This is a genomic window from Serratia sp. 25CWL12, from assembly GCF_055790885.1.
The window spans coordinates 3,768,313-3,791,171 of the sequence record NZ_CM147698.1; the positions used below are offsets into that span (position 1 = coordinate 3,768,313).

Sequence of the window (22,859 nt, forward strand, 5' to 3'; positions counted from 1 at the left end):
TACATTTTTCCTGTGATCAGGTTTGCAAATATCCACTCTGTAATTTGCATATTTTTAACATAAAAACCACACTTCTTATCATCTGGTCGTACCAGATAACACCTGCAGACTCAGGAGATAGACATGCTCTACCAAGGCGAAACATTGCAAGTACAGTGGCTCGACAACGGCATTGCCGAGTTAGTATTCAACGCGCCAGGCTTGGTCAACAAGCTCGATACCGGCACGGTGGCCAGTCTCGGGGCTGCACTTGATGTGCTGGAACAACAGACCGAGCTGAAAGGGTTACTGCTGCGCTCCTCCAAAGCCGCCTTTATTGTTGGGGCTGATATCAACGAATTTCTCTCACTGTTTGCGGCTCCAGCTGAACAACTTCATCAGTGGCTGCGGTTTGCCAATGCCATCTTTAATCGCCTGGAAGACTTGCCGGTACCGACTATCGCCGCCATTAACGGCTACGCCTTGGGGGGCGGCTGTGAATGTGTTCTGGCGACTGATTTTCGTATCGCTTCGCCAGATGTGCGTATCGGTCTTCCGGAAACCAAGCTGGGTATTATGCCGGGATTTGGCGGTTCCGTGCGTTTACCTCGTCTGTTAGGCAATGACAGCGCACTGGAAATTATTACCGCCGGCAAAGATATTGATGCTCAAGAAGCCCTTAAAGTCGGTCTGATCGATGCGGTGGTCGCTAACGAGAAATTGCCTGAAGCGGCGCTAAAAATGCTACAACTGGCGATTAATGGTCAGCTTGACTGGCGTGCGCGCCGCCAACCGAAACTGGAACCGCTAAAACTTAATGCGACCGAAGCGGCAATGAGCTTCACCACAGCCAAAGGGCTAGTGTTGCAGCATGCGGGGACGCATTACCCAGCCCCCATGGTAGCCGTAAAAACGATTGAAGCCGCCGCCAAGCTGGGCCGTAATGAAGCACTAGAATTGGAAACCGCCAGCTTTGTGCCTTTAGCCGGCTCTAGCGAAGCCCGTGCTTTAGTGGGCATTTTCCTCAATGAGCAGTTCGTCAAAGGCAAAGCCAAGAAACTGGCGAAAAACATTGAAGCACCACAGCAAGCGGCGGTATTAGGGGCCGGGATTATGGGGGGCGGAATCGCCTATCAATCGGCACTGAAAGGTGTGCCGGTCATAATGAAAGACATCAATGACAAATCCTTGGCGCTTGGCATGAGTGAAGCCGCCAAGCTCCTGAACAAGCAACTGGCTCGTAGCAAATTGGATGGTCTGAAGATGGCGCAAGTGTTATCAACCATTCAGCCCCGTCTTGATTACGCCGGTATTGAACGTGCACAACTGATTGTTGAAGCTGTAGTCGAAAACCCGAAAGTGAAAGCCGCCGTGCTGTCAGAAGTAGAAGCGTTGGTTGGCGAAGAGACTATTCTGGCTTCTAACACCTCAACCATCCCGATTAGTCAGTTGGCAAAATCATTGCAGCGGCCACAGAATTTCTGCGGTATGCACTTTTTTAATCCCGTGCCTCGCATGCCTTTAGTAGAAATTATTCGTGGTGAACAGAGCAGTGACCACACGATTGCCGCCGTTGTCGCTTATGCCATCCGCATGGGCAAAACACCGATAGTGGTCAACGATTGCCCAGGGTTCTTCGTTAACCGCGTGTTGTTCCCCTATTTTTCCGGTTTTAGCCTGCTACTGCGCGATGGGGGGAATTTCCGCCAGATCGACAACGTGATGGAAAAACAGTTTGGCTGGCCAATGGGCCCGGCTTACCTGTTAGACGTTGTCGGCATTGATACCGCCCACCATGCGCAGGCGGTCATGGCCAGCGGTTTCCCTGAGCGTATGAGCAAAAATTGCCGTGATGCCATCGACGTTATGTTTGATCACCAACGTTACGGTCAAAAAAACCAGTTGGGCTTCTACCGCTACAGCCAGGACAGCAAAGGAGCACCACGTAAAGAGTACGACCAGCAAACCGATACGCTGTTGGCTGCAACCAGCCAATCCGCTCAGGACTTCAGCAGTGACGAGATCATCGCTCGGATGATGATCCCCATGATTAACGAAGTGGTTCGTTGCCTGGAGGAAGGTATCGTCGCCAGCCCGGCTGAGGCAGATATGGCACTGGTTTATGGCATTGGGTTCCCTCCGTTTCATGGTGGTGCATTCCGCTATCTGGATACGCTCGGTACCGCTAATTATGTCAAAATGGCACAGCATTACGCTTATCTGGGGCCTCAGTACCAGGTTCCAGCCGGTCTGCTCGCCAAAGCAGAACGTAACGAAAGCTACTACCCGGTGGTGACAGCGGCGCTGTCTGACTTTTCCACTGGCCAACCGGCATAAGGTCATAACGATGGAAAATGTAGTCATTATTGATGCAGTGCGGACCCCAATGGGCCGCTCAAAAGGGGGGGCTTTCCGTCAGGTCCGTGCTGAAGCGCTTTCTGCTCACCTGATGCGTGCCCTGTTGAGCCGTAATCCTGCGGTTAACGCCGCTGAAATTGATGATATTTACTGGGGCTGTGTACAACAAACGTTGGAGCAGGGCTTTAATATCGCCCGTAACGCCTCGCTGTTAGCGGAGATCCCGCATAGTGTCCCGGCTGTGACGGTGAACCGTTTATGCGGTTCCTCCATGCAAGCTTTACATGACGCGGCTCGCATGATCATGGTCGGTGACGCGCATATCAGTCTGATTGGCGGTGTAGAGCATATGGGCCATGTCCCCATGAACCATGGTGTGGATTTCAACCCAAATTTAAGCCGCAGCGTAGCGAAAGCCGCCGGAATGATGGGCCTAACCGCAGAACTATTGGCCAAAATGCACCACATCAGCCGAGAGATGCAGGATCAATTTGCCGCTCGCTCCCACCAACGGGCTTATGCCGCAACGCAATCAGGCTATTTTAAACATGAAATTGTGCCCACCCTCGGCCACGATGCTAGCGGTGTCATGATAGCTTATGACTATGATGAAGTTATCCGCCCGGAAACCACGGTTGCCAATCTAGCCGCGCTCCCCACTGTGTTCGATCCAGTAAACGGTACGGTAACGGCGGGGAGCTCTTCAGCCCTGTCTGATGGGGCGTCAGCCATGCTTATCATGAGTGAGTCGCGCGCTAAAATGCTCGGTTTGAAAGCCCGTGCGCGCATCCGCTCAATGGCGGTCGTTGGCTGCGATCCGTCAATGATGGGTTATGGCCCGGTCCCCGCCAGTAAGCTGGCATTAAAACGCGCGGGGCTGAATGTTCAGGATATTGATCTGTTTGAATTGAATGAAGCTTTTGCTGCCCAGTCACTGCCCTGTATTAAAGATCTTGGGCTGCTGGAATGCCTAGACGACAAGGTCAACCTGAACGGCGGTGCCATTGCACTTGGCCATCCATTAGGCTGTTCTGGGGCTCGCATCTCGACCACCTTGCTGAACAATATGGAACGATGTGATGCACAGTTCGGGCTGGCCACGATGTGTATTGGTCTAGGTCAGGGCATTACCACGATATTTGAACGCATCTGAGAGGAGCCCCAAGCGGGCATCTTGACGGTTTGCTTACGTTCCCCGCTAGTCAGCGGGGATTTTTCAGCCTGCCGTTTGAATGGCACCGGGTATATACCCAAGTTCATTCAAGTTGCAGGTAGGCGGCAACTGAGTGAGTCCCCAGGAGCTTACTCAAGTAAGTGACTGGGGTGAGTGAAAGCAGCCAACAACCCTGCAGTTTGAATGGTGCCGGGTATATTAGATAAACGAAAAAGCATCACCATACATATGCGCTTCCAATGCACCACGTTCAGCGCAAAAAAGCTCACGGGCGATTTTCGCCATCTCAAAACGACCTGCGATATAGATGTCATGCTCCGCCAATGAACCGAAATCCTGCATGACAGCACTTAATACGGTACCACTGCGACCATGCCAGCCAGCATCTGACTGCTCGACCACCGGAATCACCTTTAGGTTCGGGTACTGTTGTGAGAGCGCTTCCAACTCACTCAGATCATAAAGATGCTTCAGCTCACGCCCTCCCCAATAAATGGAGATATCACGGTCAGGTTGCTGTTCAAGGGCGGTCAGTAGAATGGAGCGCACATAAGAGAATCCAGTGCCACCAGCAATCAGCACCAACGGGCGTTGACTCTCTTCACGCAACCAGGCATCACCATGGGGCATATCAACCGTAATCGCTTGCTCTTTCAGCACCCGGTCCATGACCGCCATCGCATACAAATTAAGCTCTGAAGCACCAATGTGCAGCTCAATATACTCTTGTTGCTGCGGAGTAGAGGCCACAGAGAACGGACGTTTGTCACGCTCGTCCATCACAACCATCAAGTATTGCCCGGCTTTGAACGAAAACGGGGTTTCTGGTACTAAACGTACCCGGTACACGGTATCAGTAATGGCCTCGACGGAGGTCACTTTGCAGTTCAATATTGTCATGAGTTCCCTCTGTGGGTCATCAATACCAGACAGCGAACAGAGCCTAATGCTAAAGCGTCGGTTCGTTGTCACTGAATATGGCAAGCTCATCCCAGATTTCATCAATGCGCGCACGCACTTTATCATCCATCTGAATCGGACGGCCCCACTCACGCTGAGTTTCTCCCGGCCATTTATTGGTGGCATCCAGGCCCATTTTCGACCCCAGGCCGGAAACCGGCGAGGCAAAATCCAGATAATCGATCGGTGTATTCTCTAGCAATACCGTATCTCTTGCAGGATCCATCCTCGTGGTGATCGCCCAAATCACATCATTCCAATCACGAGCATTCACGTCATCGTCACATACAATAACAAACTTGGTGTACATAAACTGACGCAGGAACGACCATACTCCCATCATGACGCGTTTAGCATGCCCGGCGTACTGTTTTTTGATGGTGACCACCGCCAAGCGATAGGAACAACCCTCCGGCGGCAGGTAAAAATCAACAATCTCCGGAAACTGTTTTTGCAGTATCGGCACAAACACTTCATTCAAGGCGACACCCATCACTGCGGGCTCATCCGGTGGGCGGCCGGTATAAGTTGAATGATAAATAGCATTACGCCGCTGGGTTATATGAGTCACGGTCAATACCGGGAAGTGATCGACTTCGTTATAGTAACCAGTATGGTCACCATAAGGGCCTTCTGCCGCCATTTCCCCCGGCTCGATATAACCTTCCAGCACAATTTCCGCACTGGCCGGGACTTCGAGATCATTGGAAAGGCATTTGACCACTTCCGTCCGGTTACCCCGCAGTAACCCAGCGAACGCATATTCAGACAGATTATCTGGCACCGGTGTCACCGCCCCAAGAATCGTGGCGGGGTCAGCCCCCAGAGCAACCGCGACGGGGAAACGCTCCCCCGGGTGCGCTTGGCACCACTCCTGATAATCCAGTGCACCACCACGGTGGGAGAGCCAGCGCATAATCAGCTTATTCTTGCCTAGTACCTGCTGACGATAGATGCCCAGATTCTGGCGCTCTTTGTGCGGCCCTCGCGTTACCGTCAGCCCCCAGGTGACCAAAGGTGCGACGTCTTCCGGCCAACAATGCATCACAGGAATACGGGCAAGATCAACTTCTTCACCCTGCCAAACCTGCTCCTGGCACGGGGCAGAACCCAGTACCTTGGTGGGCATATTCAACACTTGCTTGTATTTGGGCACTTTCTCGTAGAAATCACGGAAACCTTTCGGTGGTTCTGGCTCTTTGAGAAACGCCAATAACTGGCCCACTTCACGCAGTGCGCTGACGTCTTCCTGTCCCATCCCCATCGCAACCCGCTTTGGCGTACCAAATAGATTGCACAATACTGGCATGTCGTAACCCTTCGGATTTTCAAACAACAATGCCGGGCCGCCCGCACGCAACGTGCGGTCAGCAATTTCTGTCATTTCCAGATAGGGATCAATCGGCTGGCTAATGCGTTTTAGCTCCCCTCTCTTTTCCAGCAATGAGAGGAAGTCGCGTAAATCTCGGTATTTCATGCTGAACTTTATCATGACCTGTGAGAGAGGCATTATAAGGCCTCTTCTCAGTTACTGCTGCAATTTTGTTAAACAAAAGTCAACATGTTAGTAGCAGGTGAATGGCACCAACGATCGCAAGGCCGAGGTATCGGCATATTCCTGCGTTTCTACCCCGTGACGGAAGACTTTGAAACCCTGCTCTCTGGCACTGAAATAATGCAAATCGTTACCACAAACCTGTAACAGGCTCCCTTCGCGCAGCGCTATCACCGACTCACTGGGGTTAATCGCACAAAACTCTGCCAGACGCTCATCTCGCGTCTCACCCAAATGGCCGCTGATATGGGCATCAATATAGTGTGGGTTAATCTGTACCGGGAACAACCCCAACGCCGGTAAAACCACACTGTTGCGCACCGGCATATCGTTGGTGGTACGGATGCTCGGCGTCGCCACGTTACAACCCGCACTCCAACCCACATAAGGGACATGGCGTTCACGCACCGCTCGTTGGATTGGCACAATCAAACCATTTTCATGCAGCATCTGGTTGAGTATCCAGGTATTTCCCCCACTAACCAGAATACATTCAGCCTGGGCTATCGCCTCTGCCGGTGACTCAGCGTGATTAATGTTATCCACTTTGATACCCAGCGTATTGGCCAACTCTTGAGCACGCTGATGTTGGTCACCACGGACCATGGCATAAGGAATAAATACCGCAGAAGTGATATGACGGCGAGCAATCATTGCTAACAGTTGGTTTTTGGCATAACCGAGCAACTCCGCTTCAGCGGAAAGCTTGCCATTACTCAGCAAAAAAAGTTCCATATTCCCTCTCGATTCAAGAACGCGAATAACGTCACATTGGGCATCGGGTACGCTTGCCATACGGTGACGACCACAAATTTAAAGCCTAGTGTTATACCTGAACTGAGCAAACAAATATGTGACTTTCCGCTGACTCCCCCATAAACTCGCTATCCCCACCGTCATTCAAGCAACGACTATACTGTAGATATTGCACTTCGGTCATGAAATAAAAAAACAATAATATCAAATAGAAATGCTACAAGGCGGGGATCCCTGTTTAAATCCGCTTATTTTTTCACCTACAAATCAGGTGAAATAAGGAGTTATCTGAATTTTCATCCGACCCTCAGGTTATTTAGGTATCCCGAGTGGATTTTGGTATGCTTAGCCGTTGGCAGAAAGGCGTGTGAAACTATGAAATCTTGGTATTTACTTTATTGTAAACGCGGCCAATTGTTACGGGCGCAGGAACATCTGGTACGACAACTCGTTGGCTGCTTTAGCCCGATTATCAAGTTGGAGAAAATTATTCGCGGCAAACGTACTGTTGTCAGCGAACCGTTATTTCCCAATTATCTGTTTGTGGAGTTCGATCCGGAAATCATTCACACCACCACCATCAGCGCCACCCGTGGCGTAAGCCATTTTGTGCGTTTTGGTGCCTTACCCGTTCAGATACCCGTGCAAGTGGTCGAGGAACTACAGGCATATAGCGGCGAACACTTTATTGACCCGCAGACACCACAGCCAGGCGACGCAGTGGTGATTACCAATGGTATGTTTGAGGGCCTATACGCCATTTATAGTGAACCCGATGGTGAGGCGCGCTCCATGCTGCTACTGAATCTGGTCAATAAGCAAATTAACCAGAGTATTGATAACCGGCAATTTCAAAAATTATAACGTTTCAAAAGTTATAACGTTTCAAAAACACTAACGCCTTCAAGCAAGAAAACCTCACCGGCGCCATCCACCCGGTAGCGGATGAATGACGGCCGAGATATTGCCTGCTTAACGTTAACGATTAACGACGCATCGCATCGTCATGCAACCATTGTGCGACACGTTTAGCAAAATAAGTGAGTACGCCATCGGCCCCTGCCCGCTTGAAGCACAACAGCGACTCCATGATCGCCGGTTGCTCCTGTAGCCAACCATTCTGGATCGCGGCCATATGCATCGCGTATTCGCCTGAAACCTGATAGGCAAAGGTCGGTACTCCGAAGGTCTCCTTTACCCGATGAACCACATCCAGATAAGGCATTCCAGGTTTTACCATCACCATGTCTGCGCCTTCTTGCAGATCCTGAGCAATTTCCTGTAGCGCTTCGTCACTGTTAGCCGGGTCCATCTGATAAGTCTTTTTATTACCGCCCTTGAGGTTACCACTCGAGCCCAGCGCATCACGGAAGGGGCCGTAATAGCATGAAGCATATTTGGCTGAATAGGCCATAATCTGAGTATTCACCAAACCTTGTAATTCCAGTTGGTCACGAATAGCCCCAATGCGGCCATCCATCATATCGCTTGGGGCAACAATCTCTGCGCCTGCCTCAGCATGCGAGAGTGCCTGGCGTACCAGAATGTCTTTACTGATATCGTTGATCACATAGCCATGTTCGTCGATCACCCCATCCTGCCCATGAGTGGTATAGGGATCGAGGGCAACATCAGTCAGTATGCCCAACTCAGGAACAGCCTCTTTCAGTGCCCGCACTGTGCGCTGTACCAAGCCTTGCGGGTTATAGGCTTCCTCTGCCTGCAGTGACTTCAGGCTCGGTTCAATCACTGGGAACAAGGAGAGTACCGGCACACCCAGCTTAACCAAGGCTTCCGCTTCTTTGAGCAAGAGATCGATAGTCATGCGTGAAACACCTGGCATTGAAGCAACCGCCTCTTGGCGATTGGTCCCTTCCATCACGAATACCGGGTAAATCAGATCATTAACCGTTAACTGATTTTCTGCCATCAGACGGCGGCTGAAATCATAACGGCGCATACGGCGCATACGGCGACCAGGAAAGGCACCCGGGAATGCATAACTCATACTTTTCTCCTCACTTAGCCCAGCCGGAATACTCGGCGGGCGTTCTCATCCGTTTTCTTGCCTAGCCACGCTGGATCCTCACCACGCCAAGCAGCAACCTGCTGAACAATATGGGGTAAAAAACCCGGTTCGTTGCGGCGGGATGCGGGTTTAGGCTTTAGATCCCGCGGCAGTAAATAAGGTGCATCTGTTTCCAGTAATAAACATTCAGCGGGAATAAGCGGCAACAAGGCACGCAATTCAAGCCCTCGACGCTCATCACAGACCCACCCCGTAATGCCTATCGACAGACCCAACGCCAAACAGCTGCGCAATTCTTCGGCGCTACCAGTAAAGCAGTGCACCACTGCGGCAGGCAGTTTATCTAACCAAGGCTCCAGCAACGCAACAAAACGTGCGTGTGCCTCACGGCAATGCAGGAATACCGGTAAGTTGAGCTCGGCCGCCAATGCTAACTGGGCACTGAATGCCGCTTCCTGTTGCGCCGGGGTAGAAAAGTTGCGATTAAAATCCAGCCCACACTCGCCTATTGCCACGACTTCAGGCCGCTCGGCCAGTTGGCGAATTTGCCGTGCCACCTCAGGGTTCCATGTACTGGCATCATGGGGATGCACACCAGCAGTAGACCAACAATAGCCAGGGTATAGCTGCGCCATCAGGCTGGCTTTAGCACTTTGCGGTGCATTGGTCCCGGTAATCAGCATACCGGTAATCCCCGCACTGCGGGCATCTTCAACCACCTGTGGAGCATCTTTGGCAAATTGTGAACTGGTAAGATTAACACCAATATCAAACATGATTTTTCCAAAGCAAAACCGCCCATCAGGGCGGCTCAGAAATCAGGCTGCTGGCGGTTCTTCGCCTTCATCTTCTTCTGCGGGATTACGCCGTTTCCCGACATAAAAGCGGGCACAGAACATACCAACCTCAAATAGCAGATACATTGGGATAGCCAGCAAGGTTTGCGAAAACACATCCGGTGGCGTCAATAGCATACCAACGACGAAAGCACCGACCAGCACATACGGCCGTTTTTTTCTCAGGTCTTCAGGTGTGGTCACGCCACTCCAACACAGCAGAATAATCGCTACCGGCACTTCAAAGGCGATGCCAAAGGCCATAAACAGCGCCATGACAAAACTAAGGTAATTACTGATATCGGTGGCAATCAAAACGCCAGCGGGAGCGGTCTTGGCAAAGAAGCCAAACGCCAGCGGGAAGACGATAAAATAGGCGAATGCCATTCCCAAATAAAATAACAAGCTGCTGGATACCAATAACGGCATCATCATACGACGTTCATGCTGATACAAGGCGGGGGCTATAAACGCCCAGACCTGATACAGAATGATTGGCGCGGCGAAAATAACCGAAACCATCATCGTCAACTTGATTGGGGTAAAAAACGGTGACGCCACATCAGTGGCAATCATACTCGCCCCAGCAGGCATTTGCTTAATCAGGGGTGCAGACACCAACTGATAAATGTCGTTGGCAAAAAACACCAACACCAGAAAGACCACCAGAACGCTGATGATCGAATTCAACAATCGCTTACGCAGTTCGATCAAATGACTGATCAACGGTTGAGTATCTTCAACGGTCATGTTTTAACGTTCGCCACGAGGTTGTTGAGAGGCAGGGGGGGTATCAGCCACCGGCTGCTGAATGGCCTGCATTGCAGGGCCTTCCGACGGAACGGCTGAGGGGGCTGTCTCTGTTGACGTCACTCCCTCCACCGGTGTTGCTGTCGAAGAGGCCTTGACCTCTTCGGCTAAATTCACACCATCATGGATGGCCTCAGGATCGACTGCCTGCGGGTTATGAATGGTATGCGGTGCTTCATTGTTATCAGTGTGGTAAGAGCGTTGAAGCGATTCTGCCGCCTCTTTCAATTCTTCCATCGACGCTTTAAGTTCCGGCGTCAAATTCTGCAAGCCTGCCTTCTCTACTTTCTTGAGACTGTCCTGCAACTCCTGCAGTTTCAATTCTTGCGAAAGCTCATTCTGCACTGAGGCGGCCAGAGAGCGTAACGCACGGATCCAACCCGCAACGGTTTTAACCGCCACAGGCAAGCGTTCAGGACCCAATACCACCAGACCAATGATCAGTACCAGCAGCAGTTCACTAAACCCAATGTCAAACACGGTTTATACCTGCTCTTTATTCTTCGACTCTTCAGCTTTCACTTCCGGCTGCTTATCAGTGATCGGCTTGGCCGTAAAGTCAGCATCATGGCTGTCTTTTTCAGTTGTATTGGCAGGCGGTGTTGTATCGTCACCAATCGCTTTTTTAAAGCCTTTGATTGATGCGCCGAGGTCGGAACCGAGAGTCCGGAGTTTATTGGTACCAAACAACAGCACCACGATCACCGCGATGATCAACAATTGCCAAATACTAATACCACCCATCGTCATTACCTCAATATAAAAAGAGTTATACCCGTCGCCATTCAAACCGCAGCGGTGTTGGCTGTTCTCGTTCACCCGAATCACTTACCCATGTAAGCTCATCGGGACTCTCTCGTTTGCCGCCTACCTGCAACTTGAATGAACTTAGGGTATATACCCGTCGCCATTCAAACTGCAGCGGTGTTGGCTGCAACACTCATTACTGAGAGCGTAAAGCTATTTTCGTTAGGTTATCGGGTTCGTTTCCAACCGATAACCCAGGCGACAACACCCGAAGCCATCAGCCAGGGCGGAAAGACCTCAACGCCCCCCAACAATAAAATCGTACCACTGATTAGCAGTGTAGCGCCAACACCAAATAAATAACGTGATTGACCTTGGCGAACCCGATGAGCCTGCAACTGGCCTGCAAGCTGCTCAACACTTTGTTGTAACCGTTTATGTTGCTGTAGCCCATCATAGAACAATTCGGGTAGCTCCGGCAGTTTCTCAGCCCAGAATGGCGCCTTTTCTTTCAACGCCCGCAGTATGGCTGGAATACCGACCTGGTCCCGCATCCAACTTTCCAGAAATGGCTTGGCGGTGGTCCACAGGTCCAACTGAGGATAAAGCTGGCGACCCAGGCCCTCAACATACAACAGGGTCTTTTGTAACAACACCAGTTGCGGTTGCACTTCCATATTGAAGCGGCGCGCGGTATTGAATAAATTCAGCAGCACATTACCGAATGAGATCTCCGACAAAGGCTTTTCAAAAATCGGCTCGCAGACCGTACGGATAGCAAACTCAAAATCTTCCACATTGGTCTCATGGGGCACCCAACCGGAATCAACATGCAACTCGGCAACCTTGCGATAATCACGGTTAAAGAAGGCGATAAAGTTCTCTGCCAAATAACGTTTATCCTCCTTGTTCAAGGAACCGACAATGCCAAAGTCGATACCAATGTAGAGAGGATCTTCCGGATGTTCATGGCTGACAAAAATATTGCCCGGATGCATATCGGCATGGAAGAAACTGTCGCGAAATACTTGAGTAAAGAATACCTGCACCCCACGTTCTGCCAGCAGTTTCATATTGGTGTTCTGCTGTTCAAGGGCCGCAATATCTGACACTGGAATACCGTAAATCCTCTCCATCACCAAGACGCTTTCACGGCAGTAATCCGCGTAGACTTCGGGGATATACAGCATCGGGCTACCATCAAAATTACGGCGTAGTTGAATGGCGTTTGCCGCTTCGCGCATCAGGTTCAATTCGTCCAGCAAGGTCTTTTCATATTCGCGTACCACCTCACGTGGGCGCAGGCGGCGACCATCGGACAGCAGTATCGGCACCCAATCCGCCAGTCGATACATCAGGCGCACATCGGCGTTGATAATCGGCCTGATATCAGGACGGATCACTTTCAACACCACCTCTTTCCCGGTACTTTTCAAGCGCGCGGTGTGCACTTGCGCAATGGAAGCAGAGGCCAACGCTTGTTGGTCAAAATCATCAAACCAGGTTTCCAGGGGGCCGCCCATCGCCTGTTCGATATATTGTCGCGCCAAATTGCCATCAAAAGGCGCGACGCGATCCTGCAATAGGGTCAGTTGATCAGCAATATGGGGTGGGAACAGATCACGACGCGTCGACATCATCTGACCAAACTTGATCCACACCGGGCCCAGCTCTTGTAAAGCCAAACGCAAGCGTTCACCCAACGTTTTATCTTTATGGCGGTTTGGCATCCAGAACAGCAGGCGGCGCCCTATACGCAACGGCAGTGTTAAACGTATTTTGGGGATCAACTCATCCAGACCGTAGCTAAGAAAAACGCTGACGATCAGGTAAAGGCGGCAGATTTCGCCAGGCGTCATCGCTTACCCTCCAACTTATCTATACGAGCAATCAGTGCATCCACATGGCGGGCCACCGTATCAACCTCTTCATTAAACCACACCACCTCAAGTGCTCCTGGGGCGATGCGCCACTCTTCCGTCAGGGTTTGTGCCACATAGGCTTGCTGGTTATACCAGCCTGATTTGAGTAAACCGGCCACTTTACTCACCGCTTGGCCAAGGCTCTCTGCCGCAATGTCCCCCACATAGGGTGCCAGCCACTCCGCTGGGTCCCATTCAGCCAGATCGAGCAACCCCACCAGTTGCTGCACCACCTGAATGTCACCGTCGACAATCAGTTCACCACTGCGTATCAGCGGGGAAAGTTGTTGGCGATCACGCAGTTTCATCAACACCGGTATGCTGGTTTTCAGCGTACAGTCAGCAACCTCTTCCGATTCGCCCAATACATCCACACACTGCTCGCTAAATACCAGCACCAAGGGTGAAGAGAGTTGCTGTAACTCAATACGTAATACTTTACCCACCAGCCGCTGGCGAGCCGCTTTCATGCTGCGGTCGCGAAACAACAAACTATTGAGCGACGTTTCCAATAGTCCGGTCAGTAGCGGGGTGAGCAACATCGGCATTTCCATATCAGAACTTGTATCCCCGATGTAACGCAACAATCCCACCGGTCAAGTTGAAATAGGTCACGTTGTCGAAACCGGCGTCGCTCATCATTCCCTTTAACGTTTCCTGATCCGGATGCATACGAATCGACTCCGCCAAATAACGGTAACTCTCTGGATCTTTCACCACCAGCTCACCAATTTTCGGCAGGATATGGAATGAATAGGCATCGTAGACTTTACTCAAGGGTTCCAACAGCGGCTTGGAGAACTCCAATACCAACAAGCGGCCACCCGGCTTGAGTACGCGAAACATGGAACGCAACGCCTTGTCTTTATCAGTGACATTACGCAAGCCAAAAGAGATGGTAATACAGTCGAAATAATTATCGGGGAAAGGGAGTGCTTCCGCATTGGCCTGTACATAGCTGATATTACCGACGATACCCTGGTCACGTAGTTTTTCGCGCCCCATCTTAAGCATCGAGTCGTTGATATCAGCCAGAATCACCTGCCCCTGTTCCCCCACCATGCGGGAAAACTTAGCGGCCAGATCACCGGTGCCCCCGGCCAGATCCAACACCCGCTGACCACGGCGTACGCCGCTACAATCAATGGTAAAACGCTTCCAGACACGGTGGATACCGAACGACATTAAGTCGTTCATCACATCATACTTTGCTGCTACCGAATGAAAAACCTTGGCCACCATGGCCTGTTTTTCAGCTCTGGCGACAGTATGAAAGCCAAAGTCGGTGGTTTCCTGCGTTTGATCTACCATTGTCTTGCCTGCTATTACGTCAATTTAGTGTCGAGAGTGTACCAGAAAGCCACGCAATACCCCACTTTCTCACCGCATCACCCTGCCGATGAGCCAGGTTGTTCTGCCCGGTGTTCACCCTCTTTAGCCACCGATAATTCAGCCATATTCTCTTCTGACTCGGCGGGAGGATCCTCATGCTGGGCATGGGCCCGTTGGGCCAATTGCGGGTTAATGGGTCGTTTGACCTCCACCCCCAGAGCTCGGAAGCTCTCTATCTGGCCGATAAGATTACCACGCCCCGAACTCAGTTTATTCATCGCCTGATGATAACTACTTTGCGCTTTATCCAGGCTTTGCCCCAGCGCCGACATATCATCAACAAACAGACGCATCTTGTCATACAACCGAGCTGCGCGATCGGCGATACGCTGGGCATTCTGGCTTTGGTGTTCATAACGCCACAGGTTGGTAATGGTTCGCAATGCCACCAGCAACGTGGTTGGGCTAACCAACATAATATTGTGCTTCAAGGCTTCGCTAATCAATTCCGGTTCACGATCAATAGCCAACAGGAATGCGGGTTCCAATGGGATAAACATCAGCACATAATCCAGTGAGCGCAAGCCAGGTAGTTGCTGGTAGTCCTTGTGCCCCAATTGACGAATATGCCCGCGCAGAGAAGCAATATGTTCGCTCAATGCAACTTCCCGTTCGCTATCATCATCGCTATTGAAGTACCGCTCATAAGCCACCAGTGACATCTTGGCATCAATCACCACATCTTTACCTTGCGGCAAACGCACAATGACGTCGGGCTGCAGACGGCTTTGGTGATCCAAGCGCACATTGACCTGGGTTTGATACTCATGCCCTTCACGCAATCCGGAGGCTTCCAGCACCCGGCCCAAAACCACCTCCCCCCAGTTGCCCTGAATTTTGTTATCCCCCTTCAGTGCCTTGGTCAGGTTGATCGCTTCACGCGCCATCTGCGCATTCAATTGCTGTAGATTACGTATTTCATGGGTCAATGTATGACGCTCGCGAGCTTCCTGGCCGAAACTATCTTGTACCTGGCGGCGAAAACCATCCAACTGTTCGCGTAACGGTAACAGCAGACGATCCAGACTTTGCCGGTTTTGTTCATCGACCTTACGACCACTGCTTTCAAAGATACGATTGGCCAGGTTTTCAAATTGCGTCGTCAACCGCTGTTCACTGCTGATTAATAACCGCTGTTTCTCTTCTGCAGCAATACGCGTCTCTTCCCAACGAACCGTCGCTTCACGCAGTTTCGCCTCTTGTGTACTATTGATTTCACGTTGGGCGCGCAACGCCTGATCTAATTGTTCACATTGATTACGCCAGTGATTGAGGTGCTGTAACCTTTCCTGCCCGGCGGCCAATTGGCTATGTAGTGCACGCAGTTCCAGATCATTTTGCCGTAATTGCTGTTCATAGCGCCGCACTGTCTCTTGGCTAGAGGTCGTTTCAAGCTGCGCTTGCTGCAAGGATTGCTCCAACAATCGCCTATCAGTTTCATGCAGCGCTCGCTGCTGTTGCCCACGCCAACTCGCGATCACCCCCCCGATCAGTAGGCCAAAAACAACGCCACCCATAGCGTAAACCAACGTGATTTCCAACTTGCCCCCTTTTATATCGCGGGTGATACCCAGATTCATTCAAGCGGCGAAAGCACCTGGCTATAACTTAAATAAACCAAGGTATAGCGCCTTCGCACTAATTACCCGCCACGTTAAAGGGAGACTGTATGGATGTCCAGTCAGTTTTCATTAATCCTCGTCCCCACGCAAGTGAGGGTATTATTGACGGTTATTGAATGAGTTGCGGACACCTGCTTAGAGGAGCGCGCGGTAACCTGCTCAGTCACCGCGCTAATTAAGATGGGTTAGAACAGTTTGAAACGATACTCGGCGATAAATTGCGCCCCTAGTGAGTGGGATGTCTGATACTGACCATCGGATATCACCGGTGTTTTACTGCGATTTTTATAGGACCACCCCGGCCCCACCATCGCAAACACCGTCAAGTTCTTCAGCGTGGGATGAGAAGGATCCCAGCGACCAAAGACGTTGATTTCCCCGGTGCGCACAGCAACGCCTTGGTAGCTGAACTGAGCGGCGTTACCCGTCAAACCCGCCGTCAACTCCGGGGTGATTCGGTACTCAGCCCAGGCTGCCAGCATAGTTTCACCATCTCGCATATAGTCTTCACCAGAATAAGCCATGGAGGTAAAGTTTCCTCGTGAGTCCCTGGTCATATGTCGCGGATAAGACCCAAGCTCCCCCCACCTTTAGGTGCACGGGTGTGAGAAACACCCAGCTTAAGACTCCAAAGTGGCTCCTGCCATTTAGCATCAAAGGCATAGTGGTTGGCATTATTGTCGAAATTACGCCGGTTCAGTGCCATGGATTTATAATCATCCAGCGCCTGAGTGGTATAAATCTGACTACCCAGGCTAAGTTTCTCAACCGGGTTAAAGGCGACTTTCAGGATCTGGCGGCGCAAATAATTCTGCGACTCACCATAAGCCAGTTGACCGTTAAACGGTTGACTCTTATAGCCCAATTCACCAGTGGCGAGATGATTGATATAGCGGCCCTCGTTGGTTTGTAACCGCAGACTATCAGGGGAATTACGCGCCATGGTGCGTTCCACATAAGCCCCGCGCAAGGAGAACCCGCCGCCTTCCATCCCACCCGACCACCCCAGATAGCTGGTAGGAGATAAGCGGGTCGAGTTAGTGATAACGCCATAGTTACGTAGCGTTTGCCAGCCCCCTTGAGCATTCAGCGCCACACCGGCGACGTCTCCTTTCAGCTTGATATAACGCTGACCAAATTTGCTAAAGCCCGTCGCATTATCTTTGTTATTACCTGAGCCATTGTTGTATAACACCCCTCGGGAATCAAAATAATCGCTAGCCCCCAGTTTTACCGCGCCGTAATAATCAACATTGATACCGATAATATCGGCCCAATAGCCGGATTGATAACCCAGTGCGAAACCTTGCCCCCAAGCACTATGGACTTTCTTCTGGTCGGTGGCATCCTCCTTGAGATATCTAAACTCATTTCTCAATGATAATTGCGCCTGACTATCAGTAAAAAATGGCGAAGTAAAAAGTGGTGATGTGAGGGCGTTTTCATTTTTTGCCTGCACATGATTTGATAATAGTGATATAGCAATAGAACAACATAAAGTATATTTCTTCATTTTTTCATCCACTGAAATAGTATCGTTCCCCCTTCAGAGGGGGACTCTCATTTTCATTCAAACTGCGGTGGTGTTGGCGTTTTTGGGTTCTACTCGTCATTATTCAAGTGGCTTGAATTATTTAGAGCATGAATAGTTCACCATGAACTCCACCCCTATCGGAGTCATTGTCTGTAGCATTCAAATTATTCCCCTGTAACCTGCAGATAAAGCCATTGAAAGTATAATTATTTTTTATTTATGATCTCTTTCCCTTTAGCGACATAACTCATATCACCAATATCAACCACAGTATATTTACCATCCTTATAGGTTATTTTTACTACTGCAGCATTTTTCAACGGTTTATTTTTGTTTGGACTGTCGGTCATATCAGAAAGCATCATCAGCATGGATAGCCCTGATGAGACCGAGAGAATATTTTTATCCCCATTCTTTAAAGCATTCTGTACCATGGTATCCATTGCACCTTTCATACGTGTTTTCACCTGCAATGCACTCTCTGCTTCTTTTTTTCATCACTCTGGCTGATGACATTAACCATCGTGACAAGATCGACTTTCCCCTCAGCAATTTGTTTAAACAAAACCTCAGAGGAGGCCATACCGGCACGTTTAGCCGCAAAATCCCACATATATTTATTCGGTGTGCCCTCAAAACCACCGAAGAACATCTCACGCAAGCCGGGGAGTTCCGTGACCTTAACCGCTGACTTACCCGTCTCTTGCAGGATCACCTGCATCGTTTCCCGCTGGCGCCCTGCATCACTGGTGTAATAGCTGTCAAAAGGGATCCCTTTCAACCCGGCGCCCAAATAACGGGCAGTTTCAACACCGTCTGATGTCAACGGTGAGTCTGACCACCCTTGTACTTTATCGTAGGTATTCAGAATGGTTTTACCATGACGCGCAAAATAGATATTTATACTGTCATTTTCTGTTGCCAAAACAGGGAATGCCGAGAAAGAAGAGAGAGAAAGCATTGAAGCCAACAACCAGGTTTTAAATTTCATTTCATATTCCTTTTTGAAAGTTATCACGCAAAACAATAAGTTTCATATATACAAATACAAGAATTATATTTATGTCGATAATCTATTAATAACATCAAAACAATTCACCAGCGGTGGATCACCCCTTTTTATTGGGCAATAAAAAACCCAAACCCATAACAGTTAACTGCCATCGGGTTTGGGTTTTGCCTGTTTATACTCTGCATATTTCAAGTAATCTGGGCGTTAGATGCATTTATTCGCACCCGTCACCTGCTGACACTTAAATAATGAGATGTAAAATAACAGTGACAATCCACTTATAAGAAAACTAACATCACCAAAGAAATAAATAAATAGAAATCAGCAAGGAAATACCAAAACGTGATCAAATCCGCACTCTATCGTCAATGATTACCGAATAGCTTAAAGTGCCCCTGTAATATAAAAGCTGACTTCTACTCAAAACAACTCAAATTGATTAAAAAGCACTCATTGAGAAAGAGAGCAGGCCTGTTAGACCTGCTCTCTTTTTCTCGTTATTTCTGGTTGTTATTTCTGCTTGTTATTTCTGCTTGCTTAAATCTCTCGCTAAATAGCTGATCCTAATACTGCTACACTTTTGCCTGACCGTGCTTCCTACCAGGGAATGGGCTTACCGTTTTCATAAAGTGGCGTATCTTTTTCAGTAATTGCCACATCGAACGGCAGCTATGATTCCGGGTTATCGTGTCATGTAATGCTTGCCACAGCCTTTCAACGTGGTTCACCCATGGCGAGTAGACGGGTTGATAAATAACAATAAATTTGGGGTTCTTCTTCAGCCACCGAAGTGTTTCACGACTTTTATGGATAATGTAGTTATCAACGATCAGGGTGATGCTTTTTGCCCGCCGATACGTGCTCTTAAGGTGTTCCAACAAGCTGATAAATAGTCCCGATTTTTTGCTGCTGCCACCAACATAGCTGACTTTTCCCGTGCCACTGTGTAATGCACCGGCCAGATAATATTTTTCGTTTTGTCCCGGCGTAACAACCTGTTTTTGTTGACCACGAAGTTGCCAGTCAGCCCCTATTTTGGGGTTGAGATGGATATCCACTTCATCCTCGTAAAATACAGGATGCTCAGCGCTGCACTGGGCAAGAGCCTTGGCGATAACGGCCATTTTCTCTTCTTTATGTGGGTCTCGAATACGCAGTGTTGGTGCAGCTCTTCGCCAGACCAACCCCGCGGAGGGAAGCCAGCGACGAACCGTCGAAGCGTGCAAATTGCAGCCTGTTATCTCATTGATTTTTATTGCTAACAACTCTGTGCTCCACCGAGAACGCTGATAACCAAAATCGTTTGGTGAATGCTTAATCAGTTGACGTAACAGCGAACAAATATGCTCAAACGGCCAGCGTCGTCCACGCCCTGGAGGTAATGATTTCAATCCTTCCAGACCGTAAAGCGTAAACCAATTAACCCAGCGCCCCAACGATGAACGCGCGCAACAAAGCGACTTGGCAACATCGCTAACCGTGTCACCACGGTGAAGCATCAACATAGCGGTCAGTCTGCGAGCGTGGTTCTTGTCGTCTGTTCTATGGATGATTTTTCGCATCAGAGATCTTTCTGCATCGGATATTGGTGCTATGATCGGCATAACTCAGTCCGGTTGGTGGTTTGGGATATTCAGCGATTGATCAGATCGCTTAAATCGGACTGAGTTCCCTCCTGGTGATCTACTATTTGGAACAGCTATTTAGTTATTGTCAGGCGCGGTCTCGGTAGGTGTCGGAAGCTGCTGACGGCGTACCCCCCAGATGATGAGTGCCAACACCAACAGCGGCAAGACGGGGTCAAGCCAGGTACCGCCTGAGCCGAACAGCAGATTAAGCAGCGCCACGCTAGTGCCACCAATAGCCCAAGCGATAGTCGTGGGGATGGACCAAACCACCATCTGCTGCTTGACGTCAGAGATCCCCATCATGCGATTAACTACCCAGAACAGGCTGTCATTAAAGTAGCCGAAGAAGAGCGAGCCCATGGTGGCAGCCTGGGCAGCCAGCAGCATATTGACCCCTGGGATCTGAGCCAAGATAGGTGCCGAGATAGAGGCAGCGGTCACCATGGCCACAGTGCCCGACCCCTGGATGAGGCGTACCAGGGTCGAGACGATGAAGGGAATAAGGATCGGTGAGATGGGCAGTAGGGCGATCTGCTCGGCCAACTGCTTGCCCGCACCACTGTCACGCAGTACGGCACCCAAGGCACCACCAGCACCGGTAACCAGGAGTATGATACCGGCCGATTGCAGCCCCTCTTCCAGACGCGCGGCAGTGGTGTGGCGATCCATATGCGGTACTAGCGTATAGATAGCCAGCAGCACACTGATGGCAAGCGCAATAATAGGGTTGCCGATAAAGGTGATAACCTGAACCACCGGGTTTGACGCTAAATCACCCATCCACCCCAATTTGCCCAACGTGATACAGATGGCATTAAGAAATATGAGCCCGATAGGCAGCAAGATCGGCAGCAGTGACAGGCTCAGGCTCGGTAATGGCTTGTTCTCTTTCTCCTTGAGATATTGATCAAAGGTAGCTTGCAGCTCATCCGGCTCTTTTTGCATCTGCTGACCAAATTCCGGATACTTCTTGTCGAGCCACTGAGCATATAAAACAATACCGAGCACACAGGGCACCGCCAAGGCCATGCCCATCAACAACATAGAACCGATATTCACGTCAAACAGACCCGCGACGCCAAGAGGCCCGGGGGTAGGTGGTACCGTATGGTGAGTCACCACCAGCCCCCCCGCCAACGCCACCCCGAGGGTGAGCAGGGAGCGTTTACCGCTTTTTGCCAACGCTTTGGCCACCGGATAAAGGATGACGAAAGCGGAATCCACGAAGATGGGGATGCTGACAATGTAGCCAGTAATGGCCAGAGCCCACTCCTCGCGTCGTTTACCAAGCCACTTGATGAAGCTGTAGGCGATCTGCTCGGCAGCACCCGATACCTCCAGCAGACGCCCCATCATCACCCCGAGGCCAATAACCAGACCAATACTGCCTAGGGTAGAACCAAAGCCCGCAGTGATGACAGAGAGCGTCTTGTCGACACTCATGCCCCCGGTAAGGCCGGCGATGCAAGCCGCGATCAACATAGCGATCAGCGCATGGACTCGGGTGCGAACTACCAAGAATACCAAGACAAAGACCGCAATGATCAGTCCGATGATAGGCGTTGGAATAGAGCTCATGATGCCTCCTGCATGTCGTGGGTCATGAAACTGTCGATGATCCCAGCAAACGTCTTGTCTGCGATGAAACCGGCCTCGAGTGCTCGGTGGTTATCTATGCGCCCAGGCCAACTAGCAACGATGCGTTCAATGGCTGGGTCTGGAGAAAAGCTGACCCGATCACCGGCTGCCTGCCCTCCGGCCTGAGTCAACGCAGTCAGCATGTCACCGACAGTGACGCTGATACCCGGCAGGTTGATACTACGACCATCTCCTTTGGGCAGTGTGGCCGCCAACAGGAAGTTGTGCACCACGGTGGCGGGGCTTGAAAGCCAGAGACGCAGCTCCTGGCTCACTGGGCAGATCGCTTGCTCCCCCTGTAAGGGCTCGCGGATAATGCTACTGACAAACGACGAGGCAGCCCGGTTTGGTTTGCCCGGCCGCACGCAGATGGTGGGTAAACGCAGCACCAGCCCATCGACAAATCCCTTGCGGCTGTAATCGTTGACCAAAAGCTCTCCCATCGCCTTTTGCGTGCCATAGGAGGAAGTGGGCGTGAGCGCCGTGCTGTCGTTAACCACTTCAGGCAACGGTCCACCGTAAACAGCAAGGGAACTGGTAAAGACAAAGCGAATACCCGTTCGTGCATGACGACATGCTTCAAGCAGGCTGCGGGTAGTGTCCAGATTGACCCGCCAGCCAAGGTCAAAATCCTGTTCAGCGTGGCTGCTAACGATAGCCGCTAGGTGATAAACAATGCTGGTGCGTTCGCTGATCAGCGAATCCGCTACCCCCGGCGCGGTGAGGTCCGCCTGTAAGCAACGCACACGAGGATCGGCTAGAGCCTGCGGTGCCTGGATGTCTACCAACAGCAATTCGCTGAAAGGGAGAGAACTGTGCAATAGGGCATGGGCGAGTTTCTGTCCCAGAAAACCGCCTCCGCCAGTAATGATGATCTGCATCTTGCTATCCTCGGAATCGTGCGTGT

The 22,859-nt window shown here is 50.6% G+C and carries 22 protein-coding genes; 3 read left to right on the forward strand and 19 right to left on the reverse strand.

Going from position 1 to position 22,859, the window contains the following annotated elements; translation table 11 throughout:
- Positions 1 to 123: 123 nt before the first annotated feature.
- Positions 124 to 2,316, forward strand: a complete 2,193-nt coding sequence (gene fadB, locus ACX9GV_RS16325; RefSeq protein WP_473196211.1) for a fatty acid oxidation complex subunit alpha FadB — start codon at positions 124 to 126, stop codon at positions 2,314 to 2,316.
- A 10-nt stretch (positions 2,317 to 2,326) separates the two neighbouring features.
- Positions 2,327 to 3,490 carry an acetyl-CoA C-acyltransferase FadA gene (gene fadA / locus ACX9GV_RS16330; protein WP_473196212.1) on the forward strand — a complete coding sequence of 388 codons (1,164 nt, stop codon included), beginning with the start codon at positions 2,327 to 2,329 and terminating at the stop codon, positions 3,488 to 3,490.
- A 219-nt stretch (positions 3,491 to 3,709) separates the two neighbouring features.
- Here the strand turns inward: fadA and fre are convergent, their stop codons facing one another.
- The 3 genes from fre to pepE are packed head-to-tail and all read right to left on the reverse strand — an operon-like array spanning position 3,710 to position 6,761.
- On the reverse strand, positions 3,710 to 4,411 hold the full coding sequence (gene fre / locus ACX9GV_RS16335; RefSeq protein WP_473196213.1) for an NAD(P)H-flavin reductase: 702 nt from the start codon (positions 4,409 to 4,411) through the stop codon (positions 3,710 to 3,712).
- 49 nt (positions 4,412 to 4,460) lie between these two features.
- Positions 4,461 to 5,981 carry a 4-hydroxy-3-polyprenylbenzoate decarboxylase gene (gene ubiD, locus ACX9GV_RS16340; protein ID WP_473196214.1) on the reverse strand — a complete coding sequence of 507 codons (1,521 nt, stop codon included), beginning with the start codon at positions 5,979 to 5,981 and terminating at the stop codon, positions 4,461 to 4,463.
- 54 nt (positions 5,982 to 6,035) lie between these two features.
- A complete protein-coding gene (gene pepE, locus ACX9GV_RS16345) occupies positions 6,036 to 6,761 on the reverse strand; it encodes a dipeptidase PepE (protein WP_473196215.1) in 726 nt (241 codons plus the stop codon).
- Between the two features lie 396 nt (positions 6,762 to 7,157).
- Here pepE and rfaH point away from each other — a divergent pair, with 396 nt between their 5' ends.
- Complete coding sequence (rfaH, locus tag ACX9GV_RS16350; RefSeq protein ID WP_023490759.1) at positions 7,158 to 7,646, forward strand: transcription/translation regulatory transformer protein RfaH; 489 nt, start codon at positions 7,158 to 7,160, stop codon at positions 7,644 to 7,646.
- A gap of 121 nt (positions 7,647 to 7,767) precedes the next feature.
- Here the strand turns inward: rfaH and hemB are convergent, their stop codons facing one another.
- The 16 genes from hemB to denD form a co-directional block, all read right to left on the reverse strand.
- Positions 7,768 to 8,790, reverse strand: a complete 1,023-nt coding sequence (gene hemB, locus ACX9GV_RS16355; RefSeq protein ID WP_473196216.1) for a porphobilinogen synthase — start codon at positions 8,788 to 8,790, stop codon at positions 7,768 to 7,770.
- A 14-nt stretch (positions 8,791 to 8,804) separates the two neighbouring features.
- Positions 8,805 to 9,587 (reverse strand): 3'-5' ssDNA/RNA exonuclease TatD, encoded by a 783-nt coding sequence (tatD, locus tag ACX9GV_RS16360; RefSeq protein WP_473196217.1) that lies wholly within the window; start codon positions 9,585 to 9,587, stop codon positions 8,805 to 8,807.
- Positions 9,588 to 9,629: 42 nt separating this feature from the next.
- A complete protein-coding gene (tatC, locus tag ACX9GV_RS16365) occupies positions 9,630 to 10,397 on the reverse strand; it encodes a Sec-independent protein translocase subunit TatC (protein ID WP_473196218.1) in 768 nt (255 codons plus the stop codon).
- A 3-nt stretch (positions 10,398 to 10,400) separates the two neighbouring features.
- Positions 10,401 to 10,937: a Sec-independent protein translocase protein TatB gene (gene tatB, locus ACX9GV_RS16370; RefSeq protein ID WP_473196219.1), complete on the reverse strand. Its 537-nt coding sequence runs from the start codon at positions 10,935 to 10,937 to the stop codon at positions 10,401 to 10,403.
- Positions 10,938 to 10,940: 3 nt separating this feature from the next.
- Positions 10,941 to 11,201, reverse strand: coding sequence for a Sec-independent protein translocase subunit TatA (gene tatA / locus ACX9GV_RS16375; RefSeq protein ID WP_473198053.1), 261 nt, complete (start codon positions 11,199 to 11,201; stop codon positions 10,941 to 10,943).
- A gap of 230 nt (positions 11,202 to 11,431) precedes the next feature.
- A complete protein-coding gene (ubiB, locus tag ACX9GV_RS16380; RefSeq protein WP_023490765.1) occupies positions 11,432 to 13,063 on the reverse strand; it encodes a ubiquinone biosynthesis regulatory protein kinase UbiB in 1,632 nt (543 codons plus the stop codon).
- Complete coding sequence (gene ubiJ / locus ACX9GV_RS16385) at positions 13,060 to 13,668, reverse strand: ubiquinone biosynthesis protein UbiJ (RefSeq protein WP_473196220.1); 609 nt, start codon at positions 13,666 to 13,668, stop codon at positions 13,060 to 13,062. Before ubiJ ends, ubiB begins: the two co-directional genes overlap by 4 nt.
- A 13-nt stretch (positions 13,669 to 13,681) precedes the next feature.
- Positions 13,682 to 14,437 carry a bifunctional demethylmenaquinone methyltransferase/2-methoxy-6-polyprenyl-1,4-benzoquinol methylase UbiE gene (ubiE, locus tag ACX9GV_RS16390; RefSeq protein WP_023490767.1) on the reverse strand — a complete coding sequence of 252 codons (756 nt, stop codon included), beginning with the start codon at positions 14,435 to 14,437 and terminating at the stop codon, positions 13,682 to 13,684.
- Between the two features lie 77 nt (positions 14,438 to 14,514).
- On the reverse strand, positions 14,515 to 16,059 hold the full coding sequence (gene rmuC / locus ACX9GV_RS16395; RefSeq protein ID WP_037385065.1) for a DNA recombination protein RmuC: 1,545 nt from the start codon (positions 16,057 to 16,059) through the stop codon (positions 14,515 to 14,517).
- Between the two features lie 266 nt (positions 16,060 to 16,325).
- Positions 16,326 to 16,664 (reverse strand): hypothetical protein, encoded by a 339-nt coding sequence (locus ACX9GV_RS16400; RefSeq protein WP_473196221.1) that lies wholly within the window; start codon positions 16,662 to 16,664, stop codon positions 16,326 to 16,328.
- Between the two features lie 29 nt (positions 16,665 to 16,693).
- On the reverse strand, positions 16,694 to 17,518 hold the full coding sequence (locus tag ACX9GV_RS16405) for an OprD family outer membrane porin (protein WP_473196222.1): 825 nt from the start codon (positions 17,516 to 17,518) through the stop codon (positions 16,694 to 16,696).
- 362 nt (positions 17,519 to 17,880) lie between these two features.
- Positions 17,881 to 18,129: a hypothetical protein gene (locus ACX9GV_RS16410; RefSeq protein WP_473196223.1), complete on the reverse strand. Its 249-nt coding sequence runs from the start codon at positions 18,127 to 18,129 to the stop codon at positions 17,881 to 17,883.
- A gap of 8 nt (positions 18,130 to 18,137) precedes the next feature.
- Entirely contained in the window at positions 18,138 to 18,665 is a 528-nt protein-coding gene (locus tag ACX9GV_RS16415; RefSeq protein WP_473196224.1) for a histidine phosphatase family protein, read from the reverse strand.
- Between the two features lie 593 nt (positions 18,666 to 19,258).
- Complete coding sequence (locus ACX9GV_RS16420; protein ID WP_473196225.1) at positions 19,259 to 20,290, reverse strand: IS630 family transposase; 1,032 nt, start codon at positions 20,288 to 20,290, stop codon at positions 19,259 to 19,261.
- Positions 20,291 to 20,389: 99 nt separating this feature from the next.
- Complete coding sequence (locus ACX9GV_RS16425) at positions 20,390 to 21,892, reverse strand: GntP family permease (RefSeq protein ID WP_473196226.1); 1,503 nt, start codon at positions 21,890 to 21,892, stop codon at positions 20,390 to 20,392.
- Positions 21,889 to 22,833, reverse strand: coding sequence for a D-erythronate dehydrogenase (gene denD / locus ACX9GV_RS16430; RefSeq protein ID WP_023491154.1), 945 nt, complete (start codon positions 22,831 to 22,833; stop codon positions 21,889 to 21,891). The genes ACX9GV_RS16425 and denD overlap by 4 nt, the downstream gene beginning before the upstream one ends.
- Positions 22,834 to 22,859: the final 26 nt, after the last annotated feature.